The 15,594-nt window shown below is 65.2% G+C and carries 15 protein-coding genes; 6 read left to right on the top strand and 9 right to left on the bottom strand.

Annotated features, from left to right (window positions below; genetic code table 11):
• Nucleotides 1–134: 134 nt before the first annotated feature.
• Complete coding sequence (ppsA, locus tag PSEK12I1_RS0119735) at nucleotides 135–2,504, bottom strand: phosphoenolpyruvate synthase (protein WP_007159263.1); 2,370 nt, start codon at nucleotides 2,502–2,504, stop codon at nucleotides 135–137.
• Between the two features lie 126 nt (nucleotides 2,505–2,630).
• Between ppsA and PSEK12I1_RS0119730 the strand changes: the two genes are divergently transcribed.
• The gene (locus PSEK12I1_RS0119730) at nucleotides 2,631–3,449 is read left to right on the top strand and encodes a pyruvate, water dikinase regulatory protein (protein ID WP_007159264.1); all 819 of its coding nucleotides are present in this window, start codon (nucleotides 2,631–2,633) and stop codon (nucleotides 3,447–3,449) included.
• A gap of 49 nt (nucleotides 3,450–3,498) precedes the next feature.
• Entirely contained in the window at nucleotides 3,499–4,128 is a 630-nt protein-coding gene (locus PSEK12I1_RS0119725; RefSeq protein WP_027602677.1) for a LysE family translocator, read from the top strand.
• 1 nt (nucleotide 4,129) lies between these two features.
• On the opposite strand, the gene PSEK12I1_RS0119720 is transcribed toward PSEK12I1_RS0119725, so the two are convergent.
• The 6 genes from PSEK12I1_RS0119720 to PSEK12I1_RS0119695 form a co-directional block, all read right to left on the bottom strand.
• The gene (locus PSEK12I1_RS0119720) at nucleotides 4,130–5,194 is read right to left on the bottom strand and encodes a 5-methyltetrahydropteroyltriglutamate--homocysteine methyltransferase (RefSeq protein WP_027602676.1); all 1,065 of its coding nucleotides are present in this window, start codon (nucleotides 5,192–5,194) and stop codon (nucleotides 4,130–4,132) included.
• 102 nt (nucleotides 5,195–5,296) lie between these two features.
• The gene (locus tag PSEK12I1_RS0119715; RefSeq protein ID WP_027602675.1) at nucleotides 5,297–5,797 is read right to left on the bottom strand and encodes a GNAT family N-acetyltransferase; all 501 of its coding nucleotides are present in this window, start codon (nucleotides 5,795–5,797) and stop codon (nucleotides 5,297–5,299) included.
• Between the two features lie 84 nt (nucleotides 5,798–5,881).
• Nucleotides 5,882–8,284, bottom strand: a complete 2,403-nt coding sequence (locus tag PSEK12I1_RS0119710) for a TonB-dependent siderophore receptor (RefSeq protein ID WP_027602674.1) — start codon at nucleotides 8,282–8,284, stop codon at nucleotides 5,882–5,884.
• Nucleotides 8,285–8,674: 390 nt separating this feature from the next.
• Complete coding sequence (locus tag PSEK12I1_RS0119705; RefSeq protein ID WP_027602673.1) at nucleotides 8,675–10,672, bottom strand: CHASE2 domain-containing protein; 1,998 nt, start codon at nucleotides 10,670–10,672, stop codon at nucleotides 8,675–8,677.
• A gap of 10 nt (nucleotides 10,673–10,682) precedes the next feature.
• Nucleotides 10,683–11,315 (bottom strand): OmpA family protein, encoded by a 633-nt coding sequence (locus PSEK12I1_RS0119700; RefSeq protein ID WP_027602672.1) that lies wholly within the window; start codon nucleotides 11,313–11,315, stop codon nucleotides 10,683–10,685.
• On the bottom strand, nucleotides 11,312–11,761 hold the full coding sequence (locus PSEK12I1_RS0119695) for a FecR domain-containing protein (RefSeq protein WP_027602671.1): 450 nt from the start codon (nucleotides 11,759–11,761) through the stop codon (nucleotides 11,312–11,314). Before PSEK12I1_RS0119695 ends, PSEK12I1_RS0119700 begins: the two co-directional genes overlap by 4 nt.
• Nucleotides 11,762–12,028: 267 nt before the next feature.
• Between PSEK12I1_RS0119695 and PSEK12I1_RS0119690 the strand changes: the two genes are divergently transcribed.
• Complete coding sequence (locus tag PSEK12I1_RS0119690; RefSeq protein ID WP_027596965.1) at nucleotides 12,029–12,595, top strand: histidine phosphatase family protein; 567 nt, start codon at nucleotides 12,029–12,031, stop codon at nucleotides 12,593–12,595.
• Nucleotides 12,596–12,601: 6 nt separating this feature from the next.
• Here PSEK12I1_RS0119690 and PSEK12I1_RS0119685 read toward each other — a convergent pair whose 3' ends face one another.
• Nucleotides 12,602–12,982, bottom strand: coding sequence for a DUF1090 domain-containing protein (locus tag PSEK12I1_RS0119685; protein ID WP_027602670.1), 381 nt, complete (start codon nucleotides 12,980–12,982; stop codon nucleotides 12,602–12,604).
• Between the two features lie 48 nt (nucleotides 12,983–13,030).
• On the bottom strand, nucleotides 13,031–13,840 hold the full coding sequence (locus PSEK12I1_RS0119680) for an inositol monophosphatase (RefSeq protein WP_027596967.1): 810 nt from the start codon (nucleotides 13,838–13,840) through the stop codon (nucleotides 13,031–13,033).
• Nucleotides 13,841–14,142: 302 nt separating this feature from the next.
• On the opposite strand from PSEK12I1_RS0119680, the gene PSEK12I1_RS0119675 reads away from it, so the two are divergent.
• The 3 genes from PSEK12I1_RS0119675 (at nucleotide 14,143) to PSEK12I1_RS0119665 (ending at nucleotide 15,439) form a co-directional block, all read left to right on the top strand.
• Entirely contained in the window at nucleotides 14,143–14,583 is a 441-nt protein-coding gene (locus tag PSEK12I1_RS0119675; protein WP_027602669.1) for a hypothetical protein, read from the top strand.
• Between the two features lie 152 nt (nucleotides 14,584–14,735).
• The gene (locus tag PSEK12I1_RS0119670; protein WP_027596969.1) at nucleotides 14,736–14,981 is read left to right on the top strand and encodes a hypothetical protein; all 246 of its coding nucleotides are present in this window, start codon (nucleotides 14,736–14,738) and stop codon (nucleotides 14,979–14,981) included.
• A gap of 143 nt (nucleotides 14,982–15,124) precedes the next feature.
• Complete coding sequence (locus PSEK12I1_RS0119665) at nucleotides 15,125–15,439, top strand: hypothetical protein (RefSeq protein ID WP_027602668.1); 315 nt, start codon at nucleotides 15,125–15,127, stop codon at nucleotides 15,437–15,439.
• Nucleotides 15,440–15,594: the final 155 nt, after the last annotated feature.

The following is a 15,594-nucleotide window of genomic DNA, read 5'->3' as shown; positions in this document are numbered from 1 at the left end:
TCGCGACCACGGTGGCCAGGCGATCCGGCGAAGGTGGCCCGAGACAGGGCGCAGGCGCTACCTTCGTGGGGAATGAGAGGGATTAATCCTGGAAAGGACCACCCCGCCGCTGGCCGGCGGGGCGATCCCTGGCCTCAGGCGTTGCCTTCGGCCAGGAAGAACCAGGTGTCGAGCACGGAGTCGGGGTTGAGCGAGACGCTCTCGATGCCCTGTTCCATCAGCCACTTGGCCAGATCCGGATGATCCGAAGGACCCTGGCCGCAGATGCCGATGTACTTGCCGGCCCGGTTGCAGGCGGCGATGGCATTGGCCAGCAGCTTCTTGACCGCCGGATTACGCTCGTCGAACAGGTGGGCGATGATGCCGGAGTCGCGATCCAGGCCCAGGGTGAGCTGGGTCAGGTCGTTGGAGCCGATGGAGAAGCCGTCGAAGTGCTCGAGGAATTCGTCCGCCAGCAGGGCGTTGGAGGGCAGTTCGCACATCATGATCACGCGCAGGTCGTTCTCGCCGCGCTTGAGACCGTTCTCGCCAAGCAGCTCGACCACCCGCGCCGCCTCGTCCAGGGTGCGCACGAAGGGCACCATGAGCTCGACGTTGGTCAGGCCCATCTCCTCGCGCACCTTTTTCATGGCGCGGCATTCCAGCTCGAAGCAATCGCGGAAGTTCTCGCTGATGTAGCGGGAAGCGCCGCGGAAGCCCAGCATGGGGTTCTCTTCCTCGGGTTCGTAAAGCTTGCCGCCGATGAGGTTGGCGTATTCGTTGGACTTGAAGTCCGACAGGCGCACGATGACCTTTTTCGGCCAGAAGGCGGCGGCCAGGGTGGAGACCCCCTCCACCAGCTTCTCGACATAGAAGCCGACCGGATCCGAGTAGCCGGCGATGCGCTTGTCGACGCTCTCCTTAACCTCGAAGGGCAGGCTGTCGTAGTTGAGCAGCGCCTTGGGGTGCACGCCGATCATGCGGTTGATGATGAATTCCAGGCGCGCCAGACCCACGCCGGCGTTGGGCAGCTGGGCGAAGTCGAAGGCACGGTCGGGGTTGCCGACGTTCATCATGATCTTGAACGGCAGCTCGGGCATGGCATCCACCGAGCTCTGGCGGATGTCGAAGTCCAGCTCGCCTTCGTAGATCAGGCCGGTGTCGCCCTCGGCGCAGGAAACGGTGACGGTCTGGCCATCCTTGAGCAGGCTGGTGGCGTTGCCGCAGCCGACCACCGCCGGAATGCCCAGCTCGCGGGCGATGATGGCGGCGTGGCAGGTACGACCGCCGCGGTTGGTGACGATTGCGCTGGCGCGCTTCATCACCGGCTCCCAGTCGGGATCGGTCATGTCGGAGACCAGGACGTCACCGGGCTGGACGCGATCCATCTCGCTGACGTCGCGGATGATCTTGACCTTGCCGGCGCCGATGCGCTGGCCGATGGCGCGGCCTTCCACCAGCACCTGGCCCTTGTCCTTGAGCAGGTAGCGCTCCATGACGGTGGCGCTGGCGCGGCTCTTCACGGTCTCGGGACGGGCCTGGACGATGTAGAGCTTGCCGTCGTCACCGTCCTTGGCCCACTCGATGTCCATCGGGCGACCATAGTGGCGCTCGATGATCAGCGCCTGCTTGGCCAGTTCGGTGACCTCGGCGTCGGTGATGGAGAAACGCGCGCGATCCGCCGGCTCGACATCGACGGTGCGCACGGAGCGACCGGCCTTGGCTTCTTCGCCATAGACCATCTTGATGGCCTTGCTGCCCAGGTTGCGCCTGAGGATGGCCGGGCGACCGGCTTCCAGGGTGGGCTTGTGGACATAGAATTCGTCCGGGTTGACCGCGCCCTGCACCACGGTCTCGCCGAGACCGTAGGCGGCGGTGACGAAGACCGCGTCGCGGAAGCCGGATTCGGTGTCCAGGGTAAAGAGCACGCCGGCGGCGCCGGTTTCGGAACGCACCATGCGCTGCACGCCGGCGGACAGGGCGACCAGCTTGTGATCGAAGCCCTGGTGGACGCGGTAGGCGATGGCGCGGTCATTGAAGAGGGAGGCGAAGACTTCCTTGGCCGCGCGAATGACGTTGTCGACGCCGCGGATGTTGAGGAAGGTTTCCTGCTGGCCGGCAAAGGAGGCATCCGGCAGGTCTTCGGCGGTCGCCGAGGAGCGCACGGCCACGGCGAGATTGGGGTTGCCCGCCGAGATCTCGGCGAAGGCCCGGCGGATCTCGGCGTCCAGGCGCTCGGGGAAAGGCGCGTCCATGACCCACTGGCGGATCTGGGCGCCGGTCTTGGCCAGGGCGACGACGTCGTCGACATCCAGCGCGTCGAGGGCCGCGTGAATGCGATCGTTCAGGCCGCTCTGCTCGAGGAAGTCGCGATAGGCCTGGGCCGTAGTGGCGAACCCGCCGGGTACGGAGACGCCCGCGCCGGCCAGGTTGGCGATCATCTCGCCGAGGGATGCGTTCTTGCCGCCCACGCGCTCGACGTCGTGCACGCCAAGCTGTTCCAGTGAAATTACATACTCGTCCAAGGTCTTCTCTCCATCTTGTGTCTTTGTGGGAAAGCAGTACGCCTCGGCGCTCGCCCCATGGACAGTGGACGGCGGTAGGTTACAGTGCAGCGATCCCTGCCCCGTACGCCACCAGGACGTCCCTCCATGCAACGAACCGCCTTTTTCATTTCCGACGGTACCGGCATCACGGCCGAAACCCTCGGTCAGAGCCTCCTGGCCCAGTTCGGGGACATCACCTTCAGAAAGGTCACCCGCCCCTACGTGGATACGCTGGACAAGGCCAGGGCGATGGTACAGCAGATCAATGCCGCCGCCGTCCAGGACGGTGCGCGACCCATCATCTTCGATACCATCGTCAACCGTGACATCCGGGCCATTCTGGACCAGTCGAACGGGTTCATGATCGACATCTTCTCCACGTTTTTATCCCCGCTCGAAAGGGAACTTTCCGCCGAATCTTCGTATTCGGTAGGGAAGTCACATTCGATCATGCACAATAGTCACTACATGGAGCGGATCGAGGCCGTCAATTTCGCACTCGAAAACGACGACGGCGCCCGCACGACCCACTATGCGCAGGCCGATCTGATCCTGGTCGGGGTCTCGCGCTGCGGCAAGACGCCCACCTGCCTCTACATGGCGCTGCAATACGGCATCCGCGCGGCGAACTATCCGCTGACCGAAGAGGACATGGAGCGCCTGCAGCTGCCCGCCTCGCTGAAGACCTACAAGGACAAGCTGTTCGGCCTGACCATCGATGCCGAGCGCCTGGCGGCGATCCGTCACGAGCGTCGGCCCAACAGTCGCTATGCGAGCTTTGCCCAGTGCGAATTCGAACTGCGCGAGGTGGAGAGTCTGTTCCGTCGCGAGAACATCTCCTTCATCAACACCACGCATTTTTCCGTGGAGGAAATCTCGGCGAAGATTCTGGTGGAGAAAGGCGTGGAAAGACGGTTTAAATAGTCGACCACCCCTCCTCTTCGGCGCCCGTGCGGCGCACCAGGCGACCGCCATGAACCTCGTCGATGCCCTGCTGTTCTTTCCGGTCGCCCTGCTCATCGCCCTGACCCCCGGCCCCAACAACTTCTGCTCGCTCGGCAACGGCATCCGCCATGGCGCGGTGACGGCGGGACTGGCGGCCCTGGGGCGCGACGTGGCCTTCGTGATCTTCCTGGTGATTTCGGCGGTGGGCCTGGGCGCCATGCTGCTGGCTTCGGAGACGGCCTTTACCGTCATCAAGTGGGTCGGCGCGCTCTACCTGCTCTACCTGGGCGTGAAGAGCTGGCGCAGCCGGGCCTTCGACGGCCTGGACCTGGCCGAGAGCGGTGCGGCGCAACCGCGGGCGCTGCACCGGCTGATGCTGCAGGAATTCCTCATCGGCATCAGCAATCCCAAGGCGATCCTGCTGTTCGCCGCGGTCTTTCCGCAGTTCATCGATCCCACTCAGCCGACGACCCAGCAATTCGTCTACCTGGGTGGCACCCATCTGTTCGCGGAGCTGGTCGCGGCCGTGATCTATGGCCTGTTCGGCCGCCAGATCCGCCGCTTCATCCGCGGACCCCGTGGGGTGCGCCGGCTCAATCAGGCCACCGGGGCCTTCTTTGCCGGCGCAGGCGGTCTGTTGCTGACCGCCCACCGCTGATTCAGGACGACACCAGACCGGACTGGGCGGCGCCCAGCTTGGCCAGGGCCGCCTCGATCGCCGACCAGGGCTGTTCGCTGGGCGCTAGCGACGTGTCCACCCCGGCCTGGCGTGCGGTTCGCACCAGGGTGTTGAATTCGGCAGTCAGTGCCGCGGCCTGGATCGTGTCGACAGCTCCGGAAAAGGCCGCGGGCGACAGCCAGAGGCGTTCCTGCAAGCGCTCGCCGACCTGACGGGCGAATTGCAGCCGCCGCTGCTGGCCGATCGGCCGGGCTTCGGCGTCTTCCACCAGACCCAGCGACAGCGTCTTGTAGGCCGGCAGCCGATCGAGCAGCCCCTGCTGGGCCTGAACCGACCGCGGCCAGTCGACATGCAGCCCCTCCACCGGCAGACCGGCAGCCAGCCCCAGGTTGTCGAGCAACTCGCCCTGACGCACACCCAGCAGCTTCTTCAGCGGTTCGCGTTGCAGCAGGTTGTAGGCCCTCTCGAAGGCGGTGCGCCAGGCCAGCGGCAGTTCCAGCGTCAGCAGAGGCTCATCGAGCTGGACCCATTCCACGCCCTGGGCGGCCAACCGCGCGAATATCTCGCCATAGACCGGTAGCAGCGCTTCCAGCAATTCGAGGCGGTCGAAGGCCGGATCGAGCGAGCGACCGAGCCATAGATAGCTCAGGGGTCCGAGGATCACCGGCTTGGCCACCAGACCGAGCGCCTGGGCCTCGGCGACCTCGTCGAACAGCTGCTCCCAGCCGATGGCAAAGGACTGGTCCGAGGTGAATACCGGGACCTGACAGGGACCGGCGAATAGATGATCGTCTTCCGCCTCGGTGCGAGCGGCGGCGCCGACCAGATACGAATGCGCCAGAACCCGATCGCCCCAGCCGAAGTCGCCTACCGCGAGCCACTCACAACCCGCGGCCTGCTGGGCGCGCCAAGCCTGCTGACGCTGCTGGCGCCCCTGGGCGATCAGGGCGGTCCGGTCGCAATCGTCGAGAGACGCCAGCGTCGCCAGGGACGCGTCACCCTGTTGCGCGCGCCGCGCGGAACCCTGGGAATGAATCTTGACCATTGCACACCTCCACCTGACAGGGTGGAGATTGTCGTCGCGCATGAACCATGAAACAAACTCAGGTTTCTTGTGATGAACTCAAGTTTCTCTCATACACCGCGATCAGGGTTTGAAGCGCGCCATGCTGTAGGCGTCGACGAACACCCCATCGCGCAGGGCATAGCGACGCAGCAGCCCTTCCTCTTCGAAACCCAGCTTGCGATAGAGCGCCAGGGCCGGCTCGTTGTCGCTGAAGACGGTCAACTCGACCCTTTGCAGATTCATCCAGTTGTCGGCGAGGTCGAGCAGGGCCGTCAGCAGCTGGGTGCCTATGCCCTGCCCCTGGCAATCCCGGGCCACGCCCATGCCGAGGGCGCCACAGTGCTGGCGGCGAATGCGTTGCTGCTGTTCGAGACTGGCGCTGCCCACCACCCGCCCCTGCTGCAGGGCGACCAGTCCTATCCGCCCTTCGCGTTCGCCGCTCAGACGCTGCCGCCATTGTTCGGCGCTCTGATAGGGTAGCTGCAGCACCTGCCGCGCCACGGCCGGATCGCCATAGAGGGCAGCGAGGCCCTCGGCATGGCGGTCGGCATAGCGTTCCAGGTGGACGGTGGAACTGGACATGGGCGGCACTCCTTGGCGGAAGTCCGCAGCTTCGCCCAGGTCCGGGGGTCCGGACAAGGGCGAAGCGCAGGCGTCACGCGCCGGTTACAGCGTCCACTTCAGGCTGAGCATGACGTTGCGGGGATCGCCGTAGGTGCCACTCCCGGTACCTGTCGGGATGCCCTGCCAGTATTTCTCATCGAAGATGTTGTTGAAGTTGACCCGGCCATCCCAATGCTCGTTGAAGCGGTAGCCGGCCATCAGCCCCACCAGGGCATAGCTATCCTGCTTGGCTTCGCCGGTACCGACGCGCTGGAAGGTCTCGCTTTGGGCCTGCAGATCGCCACCGATACGCCAGTTGCTCAGGCTACCCGTGAGTTGATAACTGGTGGCGGCCTTGAACAGGTGCTTGGGCTGCTCGGGCGCGAAGCGGCGATCCTCGTAGGTGACATCCTTGGTGTATTGGCTAAGCACCAGGGTATAGGCCGCAGACGCCTGCCAGTTTGGCGTCAGTTGGCCGGAGATTTCCGCGTCGATACCGCGACTGCGGACCTCGCCCGCCGCGCTGTAGCAGCTCTGCGCGGGATAGCCAGGGCAGAAGGTGGCCTGGTTGGCTGGCAGGTAGGCACGATTCTCCTGAATGGTGTCGAACAGCGCCACGGACGCGTTCAGCGCGCCATCGAAATAGGCGCCCTTGAGACCGATCTCGTAGCTTTTGCCAGTCATGGGCTCCAGGACCGAACCTCCGGAGTTCTGCTCGCTTTGCGGCTTGAAGATCTCGGTATAGCTGGCATAGACCGAATAGGTGTCGTTCAGGTCGTAGATGATGCCGGCATAGGGCGTGACTTCGCGGGTGGCCTTGTAGTCGTTGTCGCTGTAAAGGTTGTCGAAGTCATACCAGCTGACTCGTCCCCCGACGATGACGTGCAGCGGATCTATGGGGTTGAAGCGCGCCGCCGCGTAGATCGCCTCTTCGGTCGTGGTGTTCTTGCTGGCATAGGGCGTCAGCGTGTCCTTGGCCGGTTTGGGGATGCTGCTGGGACGGAAGTTGTAGATGTCCACCGGAGTGGCACCGGAATAGCCGCCACGCTGATAGAACTTATCCTGCCGCCGACTGATCCCGGCCATCAGTTCGTGCTCGCGACCCATCAACTGGAAGGGACCACTGACCGAGGCATCGATGTTGAGCTGATCGGAATCGGTGCGATAGGCGCCGGAAGCGGTACCAAAGTCACTGACCGAACTGTAGCTGAAGTCCGCGGCCGTCGACGTCAGGTAGTTGGAATAGGTATCCGAATTCGCCCAGACCTGCTGCGCCGCCAGCTTGGCTTTCCAGCCGTTGTCGAAGGTGTGGGTGATGTCGGAGAACAGGGTGTAGTTGTCCTGATCCCAGTAGGCCCAGTCGCCGCTCAGGAAGGTGGAACGCGACAGGTGCAGGTTCTCGCCGTTGGGGCCGCTGGGCAGGCTGCCCCAGTCGGAGGTCTTGTCTTCACGCTGCTTGGACGCGCCGATGGTCCAGGTGGTGGCGTCGCTGAGATCCGCTTCGAGGACGCCATAGAAGGTCTGGCGCTTGCGCTCGCGCACGTCCTGGAAGCTGTTGCCGTCTTCGTAGGCGGCCACGGCGCGACCGCGCAGGGTGCCGGCTTCGTTGAGCTTGTTGGAGGCGTCGACCTCGGTACGGTAGCGGTCCCAGCTGCCGGCGCTGGTGGTGACGCTGACCTGGGGGAAGGCGGTCGGGCGCTTGCGCACCAGATTGAGGGTGGCCGAAGGATCGCCGGCGCCGGTCATCAGGCCGGTGGCGCCACGCACCACTTCCACCCGGTCGTAGATGGACAGGTCGGCCGAGGACAAGGTGTCGAGGGTGAAGGTCCCGGCCGTGGTGGGTAGGCCGTCGTACATGATATTGTCGATGCGGAAGCCGCGGGAGAGGAATTCCTGGCGGTCGCCGCCGAACTTGTTCAGCGTCACGCCCGGGGCGTAGCGGACCACATCGTTGAGATCGGTCATGCCCTGGTCTTCCATGCGCTGCCGGGTGATGACGCTCACCGACTGGGGCGTTTCGCGGATGGACAGCGGCAGGCCGGTGGAGGTGCTCATGGCGCCGGTGGTGTAGGAGCGGGTCCCTTCGGTGGTCGTCCGACCCGTCAGGGAGCCATCGTCCGCGCTGATGGTGGTGGCATCCAGGGCCACGCTGCCGGCAGCGGCCTGGGTGGCCACCGGGGCGACGGTCGCGACCGAGCCGCTGACCGAGGCCGCCAGGCCGCTGCCCGCCAGCAGGCGCTGCAAGGCGACATCCGGCTCCATCCGCCCCGCCAGTGCCGGTGCCCGCTTGCCCACCAGGGCGGCGGGATCGTAGTTCACCTGGAGGCCACTGGCGCGCGCGAAGCTCTGCAAGGCATCGGCCAGCGGCTGCGCCGGTTGCGACAACGCCACGGGAGCGGCCTGGGCGAGGGTCGCCACGCCCATGGAGACGGAAAGCGCGATGAGGCGAAGGGAGAAGAGCTGCATGTCGTTGGTCGTCCTCTAGGGAAACACCGACCCGTCCGTACCCCACGTAAGGACTCGCTGGAGATTTTCCAGGGACCGGTATCCGATGCCGTCTTGCGCGGCGGAACGCAGGCTATGCAACCTGGATGCATCTGTAAATGCAAATTAATATCATAAGCGACCGCAAACTTATGCTTTGCCCGCGCGAAGCCGTCAAGGACGGAGCTTTCCAGACGTCAGCCTTCCATCGCTCTGATTCGGCGATTTTCTCGGGAATGTTTCAAGAAATGAGCGGCTGCCCTCTCCGCCTTGTGCAGCGGTAGGCAAACCAGCCGGATGACGAGCTGGATGCCGGCGAGAGGGAGAAGGCACCAGGAATCGAGGAGCGAGGCGGCAGGAAGGGGGACGGATTCAAACCAGACGCCGGGTCCCTCCCACCCCTTCATCGTGAAAGCGCTGGGCGATGGCGCAGATCTGCGGTTCGATGGCCAGGAAGGCATCGAGCACCAGGGGATCGAAGGTGCTGCCGCGCATCTCGCGCATCATCTGCAGCGAGTCTTCGTGGCTGAACGGCTCCTTGTAGCAGCGCCGGCTGATCAGGGCGTCGTAGATATCGGCCACCGCCATGATCCGCCCCGCCAGCGGGATATCGGTACCGGACAGTCCGTTGGGATAGCCGCTGCCATCCCACTTCTCGTGGTGGGTGCTGGCGATCTCGGCGGCCAGGGCGAGGAAGTTGTCATCCTCCAGGTGGCTGGCGGTGCTGAGGATGATTTGCCGACCGAATTCGGCATGCCGCTGCATCACCTGCATCTCCTCCGGCGTCAGCCGTCCAGGCTTGAGCAGGATGGCATCCGGCACCCCGACCTTGCCGATATCGTGCAGGGGCGCGGACAGGAACAGCAGCTTGATGTAGTCCGGCGTGAGCAATTCCGGCGCCTGGCCGGCACGGCGCAGCTCCTCGGCGATGGCGCGAACATAGTGCTGGGTGCGCTTGATATGGGCGCCGGTCTCGGGATCCCGGGTTTCGGCCACCGCCGCCATGGACTCGATGGTGACCTGGCGCGAGCGTTCCAGTTGCCGGCGCCAGCGCTCTTCGTGCTGGCGCGCCAGCACGATCCGCGTGACCAGCGCCAGGGCCGTGAGCAGCCCTACCAGCACCAGGGGTGCGGCCAGCGGCAGGAAGACGTCATGGCGAACGAACAGCCAGGCGCCCAGCAGCTGCGGCAGGACGATCGACGCCGCCGCCAGGAGGACGAAGCGCCGCTGGCTGCGGTTGAAGAAGAAGCCGGCGGACAGCAGCAGACCGCCAAGCAGGCACAACGCCAGTTGCAGCACGCCGGCGAATTGCGGGATTCGGACCAGGGCATCGTCCAGCAGGTCCTGGGTCAGGGCCGCCTGCAGCCTGACGCCGGAAAAGGTCTGTCCCAGCGCCGTGGCGTGCAGGTCGTTGAAGCCTGCGGCCGAGACGCCGACGAAGACGACCTTGCCCTTGAGCGTGGCCGGTGTCACCGCGCCGCTGAGCACCGCCAGGGCCGAGACTTCCGGGTAGTGTTCGGCGGCGCCGTGCAGCCGCAGCAGCGCCTGGCCTTCGCGATCGAGCGGTAGGCGGCGGTCGCCAAGCCGCAGCACCGGACCCGCCAGGCCGGTCTCCACCACGCCCTCGTTCAGCCCCAGGGCGCGCAGGGTGGCGGCCAGCGCCAGACTCGGATGGATGATGCCCTGATAGCTGAGCAGCAGCGGCACGCGTCGCAGGATGCCGTCGCTGTCGCGCTGGCTGTTGATGAAGCCGCTGAAGCGCGTCTGGCTGGCGATGGGGGCCACACTGTCCAGCGCGCCGCTGGCCTTGGGCAGCCTGAGGGCGTCGAGGGCGCCGCTGAAGCCCACCCCTGGCCGCAGCGCGGCAGCGACGGGTTGCTGCAGATCGAGGAAAAAGAAATGGGCGCCGACGGCGCCCGTCTGCCCCATGACGTAACCGAGATAGCCGTCGTTGTCCTGCAACTCCGGCGGCACACCGGAAAAGCTCAGGTGCATGCCGAAGTCGTCCTGGAAACTCTGTTGCAGGGCCTTGAGCGAGGTACGGTCCGGCTCACTGAACAGGACGTCCACGGCGATCGCCGCCGGCTCGGCCTCGGCGATCCGGGAAAGCAACTGGGCAACCCGATAGCGCGGCCAGGGCCACTGCCCCAGCGCCGCCAGGCTGGCCTCGTCGATGCTGACTACCTGGACGTCGCGGGCGTCCTCGTTGCTGGCCGCCAGGCGGCTGAGCTGGTCGTAGGCCAGGCGATCCAGGTACTGCAGTGGCGTCCATTGCAACAGCGCGGCGAGGCCGAAGGCCAGCGACAGGCCAAGGCTGACCAAGAACATCCAGGGCGCGCGCCGGCGCAGCAGGGTCGCAACGGAGTTCATGCCCGCGACCCTAGAGAATCAGGATTTCGACACGCCGATTGCGCGGCTCGGATTTACCGGGACGCGTCGGTACCAGGGGCACGGTATCGCCGAAGAATTCGACGTTGATGCGCAACTTGGGATCGAGTCGCTGCAGCAGACCGGCCACCTTGCGGGCACGCTGCCCCGAGAGGTCGAGGTTGTAGGAAGGCGCACCCGAGCCGTCCGCATGGCCGAATACCGAAATCTCGGTGGGGATGCGCTGCCGTGCCGTTTCCAGCACCTCGGGCAGCAGCGCCTTGGACTGCGGCGTGAGCTCCATGCTGTCGGAGAGGAAATTGAGGATGAAGGTCTTGGGCGGCGACGGCTGCGCCGCCAGCACCTGACGATGCTGCTGTTCGAAGAGGGGTTGGGCCACCGCCTGGGCCGCGGTCGGCGCCTGACCCGGGCCGGCCACCGTGACCTCGGCGAACCCCTGGTCGATGGCCTGGCGGCCCGCCGGGCTGGTCACCGAGACGGCGCCGACATGCCCATCGGCGTCGGGCATCAGGATCACCCGCGTCTGCGGTGGTGGAGGGCTGGCACAGCCGCCCAGCAGCAGCGTGGACAGCAGCACGCTCAGCAGCAGACGACCAGGGGACGCGACAGCGATCAGGGCAGTCATTGGGCCTGGACCAGGAAGCGGGTGCCGCGCACGCCTATGGTGGCGGTCGGCGTCTCGATCTTGACCGTGTCGGGTGCGACCTTGCCAATCTTGCCGGACGAATAGATGGCGGAGCCCTTGGTCAGGTACAGCGAGAAACCGTACCGACTGCTCTTGGGTTCGAAGAGATAGTCACGCAATTGCACATCGGCGCCGTTGCCCAGGGTGAGCAGGGTACCGTCGAGAAAGACGATGGCCGCGGTGGCATCCGGGCCGGCCTGAAGGCGATCGGCGACCTGCAGGGTGGTACCGGCCTGGGCGTCCAGGCTGGCGGTCTGGCGCAGCACCTTGACGCTGCCGGAGACGCTCTTGATCAGGGCCACGTGCTCCTCTTCCGCAGCCGTGGCCTGCGGGGATCCCAGCAGCTGCAGCCCGAGCAGCGCCAATGCGAACAGTGTTGTCTTCATGCTTTCCTGGTCCCTGGATGGAAAGGCGTGGCCGTCGCTGGGGCGACGGATTGCCGGCAGGACCTCGGATGGCATCTTGAAGCGGCCTGCTGCGCAGCGGTCAGGGCTCCAGACTCGTGAACCCAATCACCTTCTACCAGATAAACAAGCCAAGCGGCACGCAAAGTAGTACGAATGGCACCTGGCCACTACCCATGCCATCACGACCCGGCGAGACGAACGGCACGGGCAGTGGTCTAGTGAGCATCTTTCCCAGGTAACCTTTTCATGCAGATCATTCTGGTGCGTCACGGCAAACCCGATCTTTCCAGCAAGGCTCGCTGCACCCCGCGGGAGATGAAGGACTGGGTCGCGCGCTACCAGAAAGCCCCGGTGCCCGCCGGCCTGGAGCCCGCGGAGACGCGGCGACTGGCCCAGGAAGCGGGCTATGTGGTGAGCAGCCCCCTGGGCCGCTGCGTGCGCTCGCTGGAGTACCTGATGGGGCGTTCCGGCAGCCCGGTCGATGACCGCTATGCCGAAGCCCATCTGCCCTATCTGGAACTGGATGCGCCGCGGCTGCCGGTCAAGGCCTGGCGCCTGCTCTTCAGATCCGCCTGGTTCCTGGGTTTCGCCGCCCACACCGAATCCATCGGCAGCTCCTCGGTGCGTGCCGGCCAGGCGGCCGATCGCCTCATCGAACTGGCCGAACGCCATGGTTCGGTGCTGCTGCTGGGGCACGGCATCATGAACGTGCTGATCGCCTGGCAGTTGCGCAAGCGTGGCTGGCGCGGGCCGCTGCATCTGCTACTCAAGGACTACTGGAAGCCGAGTATCTATCGCAAGGAAAGGCGCTGAGTTCGATCAACGGCTCGCCTTGGCGCGGGCCTCTTCCAGCTCACGGCGGGCCTCGGCCAGCTTTCTGCTCCGCACCCGGATCTTGTCGGCGTCGCCCTTGGCCTGGGCGTCGCGCAGATCCCGTTCGCGTTCGGCCACCTCGCGACTGCGGGCCTGGATGACCTCCAGCCGCTGCTGACGCAGGCCGGCATCGGTGCAGTGCGCCTGCACCGCGTCGAATGCTCGCCGCAATCCCGCCAGCCGTCCGGCATCGCCTTGCGCCTGAGCCTGGGCGATCTGCCGTTCCAGCGTCAGGCGTTTCGCCGCGCAACCCCCGTCGGCTGCAACTGCCACGCCGGGCAGCAGCAGGCTAGCCGCCACCAGCACTGCCTTGGCTCGGTTTGTCATAGGTCTTCCTCCGGGTGTTGAAATCCGCGAGCGCCTGACTCTTCCCGTTCAACCGTCCAGCGACGGTCCGACCAGGGCGGCGAGCTGGTCGTAGACCCCGGGCGCCGCCACCAGCAGCGGATTGCCATTGACCAGGCCATCGTTGCGCAGGAAGGCGTTGTGACGACCGCCCGCCTCCCGGATCAGGACCAGGCCCGCCAGGCAGTCCCAGCCATGGATCAGGGTCTCGTAGTAGCCGATCAGCCGGCCGGCGGCGACGTAGGCGGTCATCAGCGCGCCCGAGCCATTGCGGAAGAACTGCCCCCCCTCGGCCAGCAGGCCGGTCACGAACGGCAGGAAGTGTTCCTTGCCGCGTCTGTGGGTGGTGCCCAGTCCGGTCAGGCCCTGGCGGATCTCGGTGGCCGCATGGACGCGCAGCGGCTGGTCGTTGACGAAGGCGCCGTGCCCGCGCAGGCCATGGAAGAGTTCGTCGTGATTCGGATCCATGATGGCGCCGAGCAAGGGCTCGCCCTCGTGCATCAGGCCGATGGACACGCACCAGTTGTGCAGGCCGTTGAGAAAGGGCGCGGTGCCGTCGATGGGATCTATGACCCAGAGGTAGGGCGCGGAGAGGTCGGTGGCACCGCCCTCCTCGCCCAGCAGGCCATCTTCCGGAAAGCGTTCGCTCAGGCGTTGGCGGATAAGGTCCTCCAGCGTCTTGTCGGCGATGCTCACCACGTCCTGCAGGTCGCTGCCCTTGTGGTCCACCTGCAGCGCCGCGCGCCGACGATAGAAGTCGAGGCCGAGCTGCGCCGCCTCCCGGGCGATGTCCTGGACAGCGCGGTAGCGTTCAGCGATGGCGGGGGCGATGGCGGTCATGGACACTCCTGGAACGAGGAAAAGGCGCCAGGGTGCCAGTTCCGCCTGAGGAAAAGAATAGTCGCGAGCCTGGCGCACACCAGGGTTGCAGCGGACCGTTGTCAGGCCGCGGCGGCACCCCGGCCACTTTTGGCCGATGTCGGCAAAGGTCCGACTAGAGGCCCCTGGTAATGGCCGTGTCATCTCGGGAGCGCAGGCTGTCGGGTATTGGCAGTCAGGACGGCGAAATGCAGCGGCGGACCGCACCAAATCCGCGCGCGGCCGTCAGAACTAGTGAGAGCTCGTTGTACCGGGAGGACGCCATGACCGCACAAACTTCGCTATTCCACGGCAATGGTCAGCTGCAGCAATTGCGGCGACTGATACCCAGACAGCATTTCGAATGTCTGGAACGCCACCTCGAGTTGCTGTCGCGCGAATTTCCGCTGTTCGATCATCCGCCGCTGAGCATCGACTGCGCCGTCGCCGAAACCCTGGAAAACCTTGGTATCCGCGCCTTTCAGTGGCAGGGTGTCTGCGAGCTGCCGCAGCGGATGGCCCTGGGCAGTGCGCTGATGGGCGAGGGATTCATCGCCCAATCCAGCACCCCCGAATACACCCTCTATCTTAATGCCCGGCGTGAAAAGGTGCTGTTACGGCAAGAGCCCGCCGCCGGCCAGACCCTGGTCAGCCTGGTGTCGGATTGCCCGCCGCTGTTCGCCTATCTGGCGGCCAAGCACCGCGACGCGGTACCCGTCGCCTAAGTGACGCGCCATCGCCTTGTCAGTCGTGTGATCCGCTCGAAAACAGAATGACGAACAGGATCACAACTGCGCTTTAACGTCGGATTAACCGGGAACCAAATAGGCAGTGGAATGGTAGATTCGCGCTTCGGATCTACCAGGAGACCCAAGGAATGGGAATTCGTATTCTGGCCAGTGTCGTCGTGACCTTTGCCGCCCTCAATGGCGAAGCAGCCTCCCTCCCCGCGATACCCCCGCTCAAGCTGGCGGACCTCACCCTTCAGGTCCCCCTCTTGAGTACCGATGCCATCCCTACCAAAGTTGACGCCCAGCTGCGTGACAGTCGGCAGCCAGTCAATAGCGCCCGCTGGCTTAACGACCATCAGACCTTTGCTCAAGAGCAACGCTGGGTATTCTAGTCCGTTGGATTGATGTCGACGGATGGCTTCCCTTTCGTATGCTTTTTGATACCGCGCGGGGAATGAATCGCGTTTTTGCAGGTCCGTCTGGTTCTACGGGCAGCTCAACTCCTCTGCCCTTTCAACCTGCATGCGGAGCCGTCATGAAACGCCTGTCCTTTCTCCTGTTCGCCGCCCTATCGGCCTGCAGCTCGGCTCCCACCCCGCCCCCGGCCGATCCGTCGCAATTCGGCGGCCGTACCCAGGAACAGCTCCGGCAGAGTTTCGGCGCACCCCAGCGGGTCGCGCAGCTCGATCGTCTGATGGTCTACGAATACCGCAACCTGCGCGCGCCGGGCAGCGCGACGCCGGTCTATTCCTTTCTCATCGAAAACGAGCGGGTGATCGAATCCACGCCCGGAACCTTGCAGCTTTATCGCGAAGACGGCATCACCAAGGTCAAGGCGGAAAGCCTCTAGGCAGAGCCCCTGGCCGTGGCGGCGGTCCCGCGCAGCCCTGCAGGGATGTGCAAAAAAATACCGATTTTGGTGTCTTCCAGCATTTGTTTCCCGGGCGGCAACGGGCTGTAATCGGTCCGTGGCTTCCGCTGCAAAGGCCGTCACAGCCGGCCGCG

Source organism: Pseudomonas sp. MOIL14HWK12:I1, assembly GCF_000510705.1.
GTDB lineage: Bacteria > Pseudomonadota > Gammaproteobacteria > Pseudomonadales > Pseudomonadaceae > Chryseomonas > Chryseomonas oryzihabitans.
This window is presented reverse-complemented; position numbering and strand designations above follow the sequence as displayed.

What these genes read in the sequence shown, in the direction of transcription:
- PSEK12I1_RS0119720 (WP_027602676.1), bottom strand. Translation starts at nt 5,194, where the DNA reads ATGGTCAAGATTCATTCCCAGGGTTCCGCGCGGCGCGCGCAACAGGGT.
- PSEK12I1_RS0119725 (WP_027602677.1), top strand. Translation starts at nt 3,499, where the DNA reads ATGAACCTCGTCGATGCCCTGCTGTTCTTTCCGGTCGCCCTGCTCATC.
- PSEK12I1_RS0119700 (WP_027602672.1), bottom strand. Translation starts at nt 11,315, where the DNA reads ATGACTGCCCTGATCGCTGTCGCGTCCCCTGGTCGTCTGCTGCTGAGC.
- PSEK12I1_RS0119730 (WP_007159264.1), top strand. Translation starts at nt 2,631, where the DNA reads ATGCAACGAACCGCCTTTTTCATTTCCGACGGTACCGGCATCACGGCC.
- PSEK12I1_RS0119675 (WP_027602669.1), top strand. Translation starts at nt 14,143, where the DNA reads ATGACCGCACAAACTTCGCTATTCCACGGCAATGGTCAGCTGCAGCAA.
- PSEK12I1_RS0119680 (WP_027596967.1), bottom strand. Translation starts at nt 13,840, where the DNA reads ATGACCGCCATCGCCCCCGCCATCGCTGAACGCTACCGCGCTGTCCAG.
- PSEK12I1_RS0119695 (WP_027602671.1), bottom strand. Translation starts at nt 11,761, where the DNA reads ATGAAGACAACACTGTTCGCATTGGCGCTGCTCGGGCTGCAGCTGCTG.
- PSEK12I1_RS0119670 (WP_027596969.1), top strand. Translation starts at nt 14,736, where the DNA reads ATGGGAATTCGTATTCTGGCCAGTGTCGTCGTGACCTTTGCCGCCCTC.
- PSEK12I1_RS0119685 (WP_027602670.1), bottom strand. Translation starts at nt 12,982, where the DNA reads ATGACAAACCGAGCCAAGGCAGTGCTGGTGGCGGCTAGCCTGCTGCTG.
- PSEK12I1_RS0119705 (WP_027602673.1), bottom strand. Translation starts at nt 10,672, where the DNA reads ATGAACTCCGTTGCGACCCTGCTGCGCCGGCGCGCGCCCTGGATGTTC.
- PSEK12I1_RS0119690 (WP_027596965.1), top strand. Translation starts at nt 12,029, where the DNA reads ATGCAGATCATTCTGGTGCGTCACGGCAAACCCGATCTTTCCAGCAAG.
- PSEK12I1_RS0119665 (WP_027602668.1), top strand. Translation starts at nt 15,125, where the DNA reads ATGAAACGCCTGTCCTTTCTCCTGTTCGCCGCCCTATCGGCCTGCAGC.
- PSEK12I1_RS0119715 (WP_027602675.1), bottom strand. Translation starts at nt 5,797, where the DNA reads ATGTCCAGTTCCACCGTCCACCTGGAACGCTATGCCGACCGCCATGCC.
- PSEK12I1_RS0119710 (WP_027602674.1), bottom strand. Translation starts at nt 8,284, where the DNA reads ATGCAGCTCTTCTCCCTTCGCCTCATCGCGCTTTCCGTCTCCATGGGC.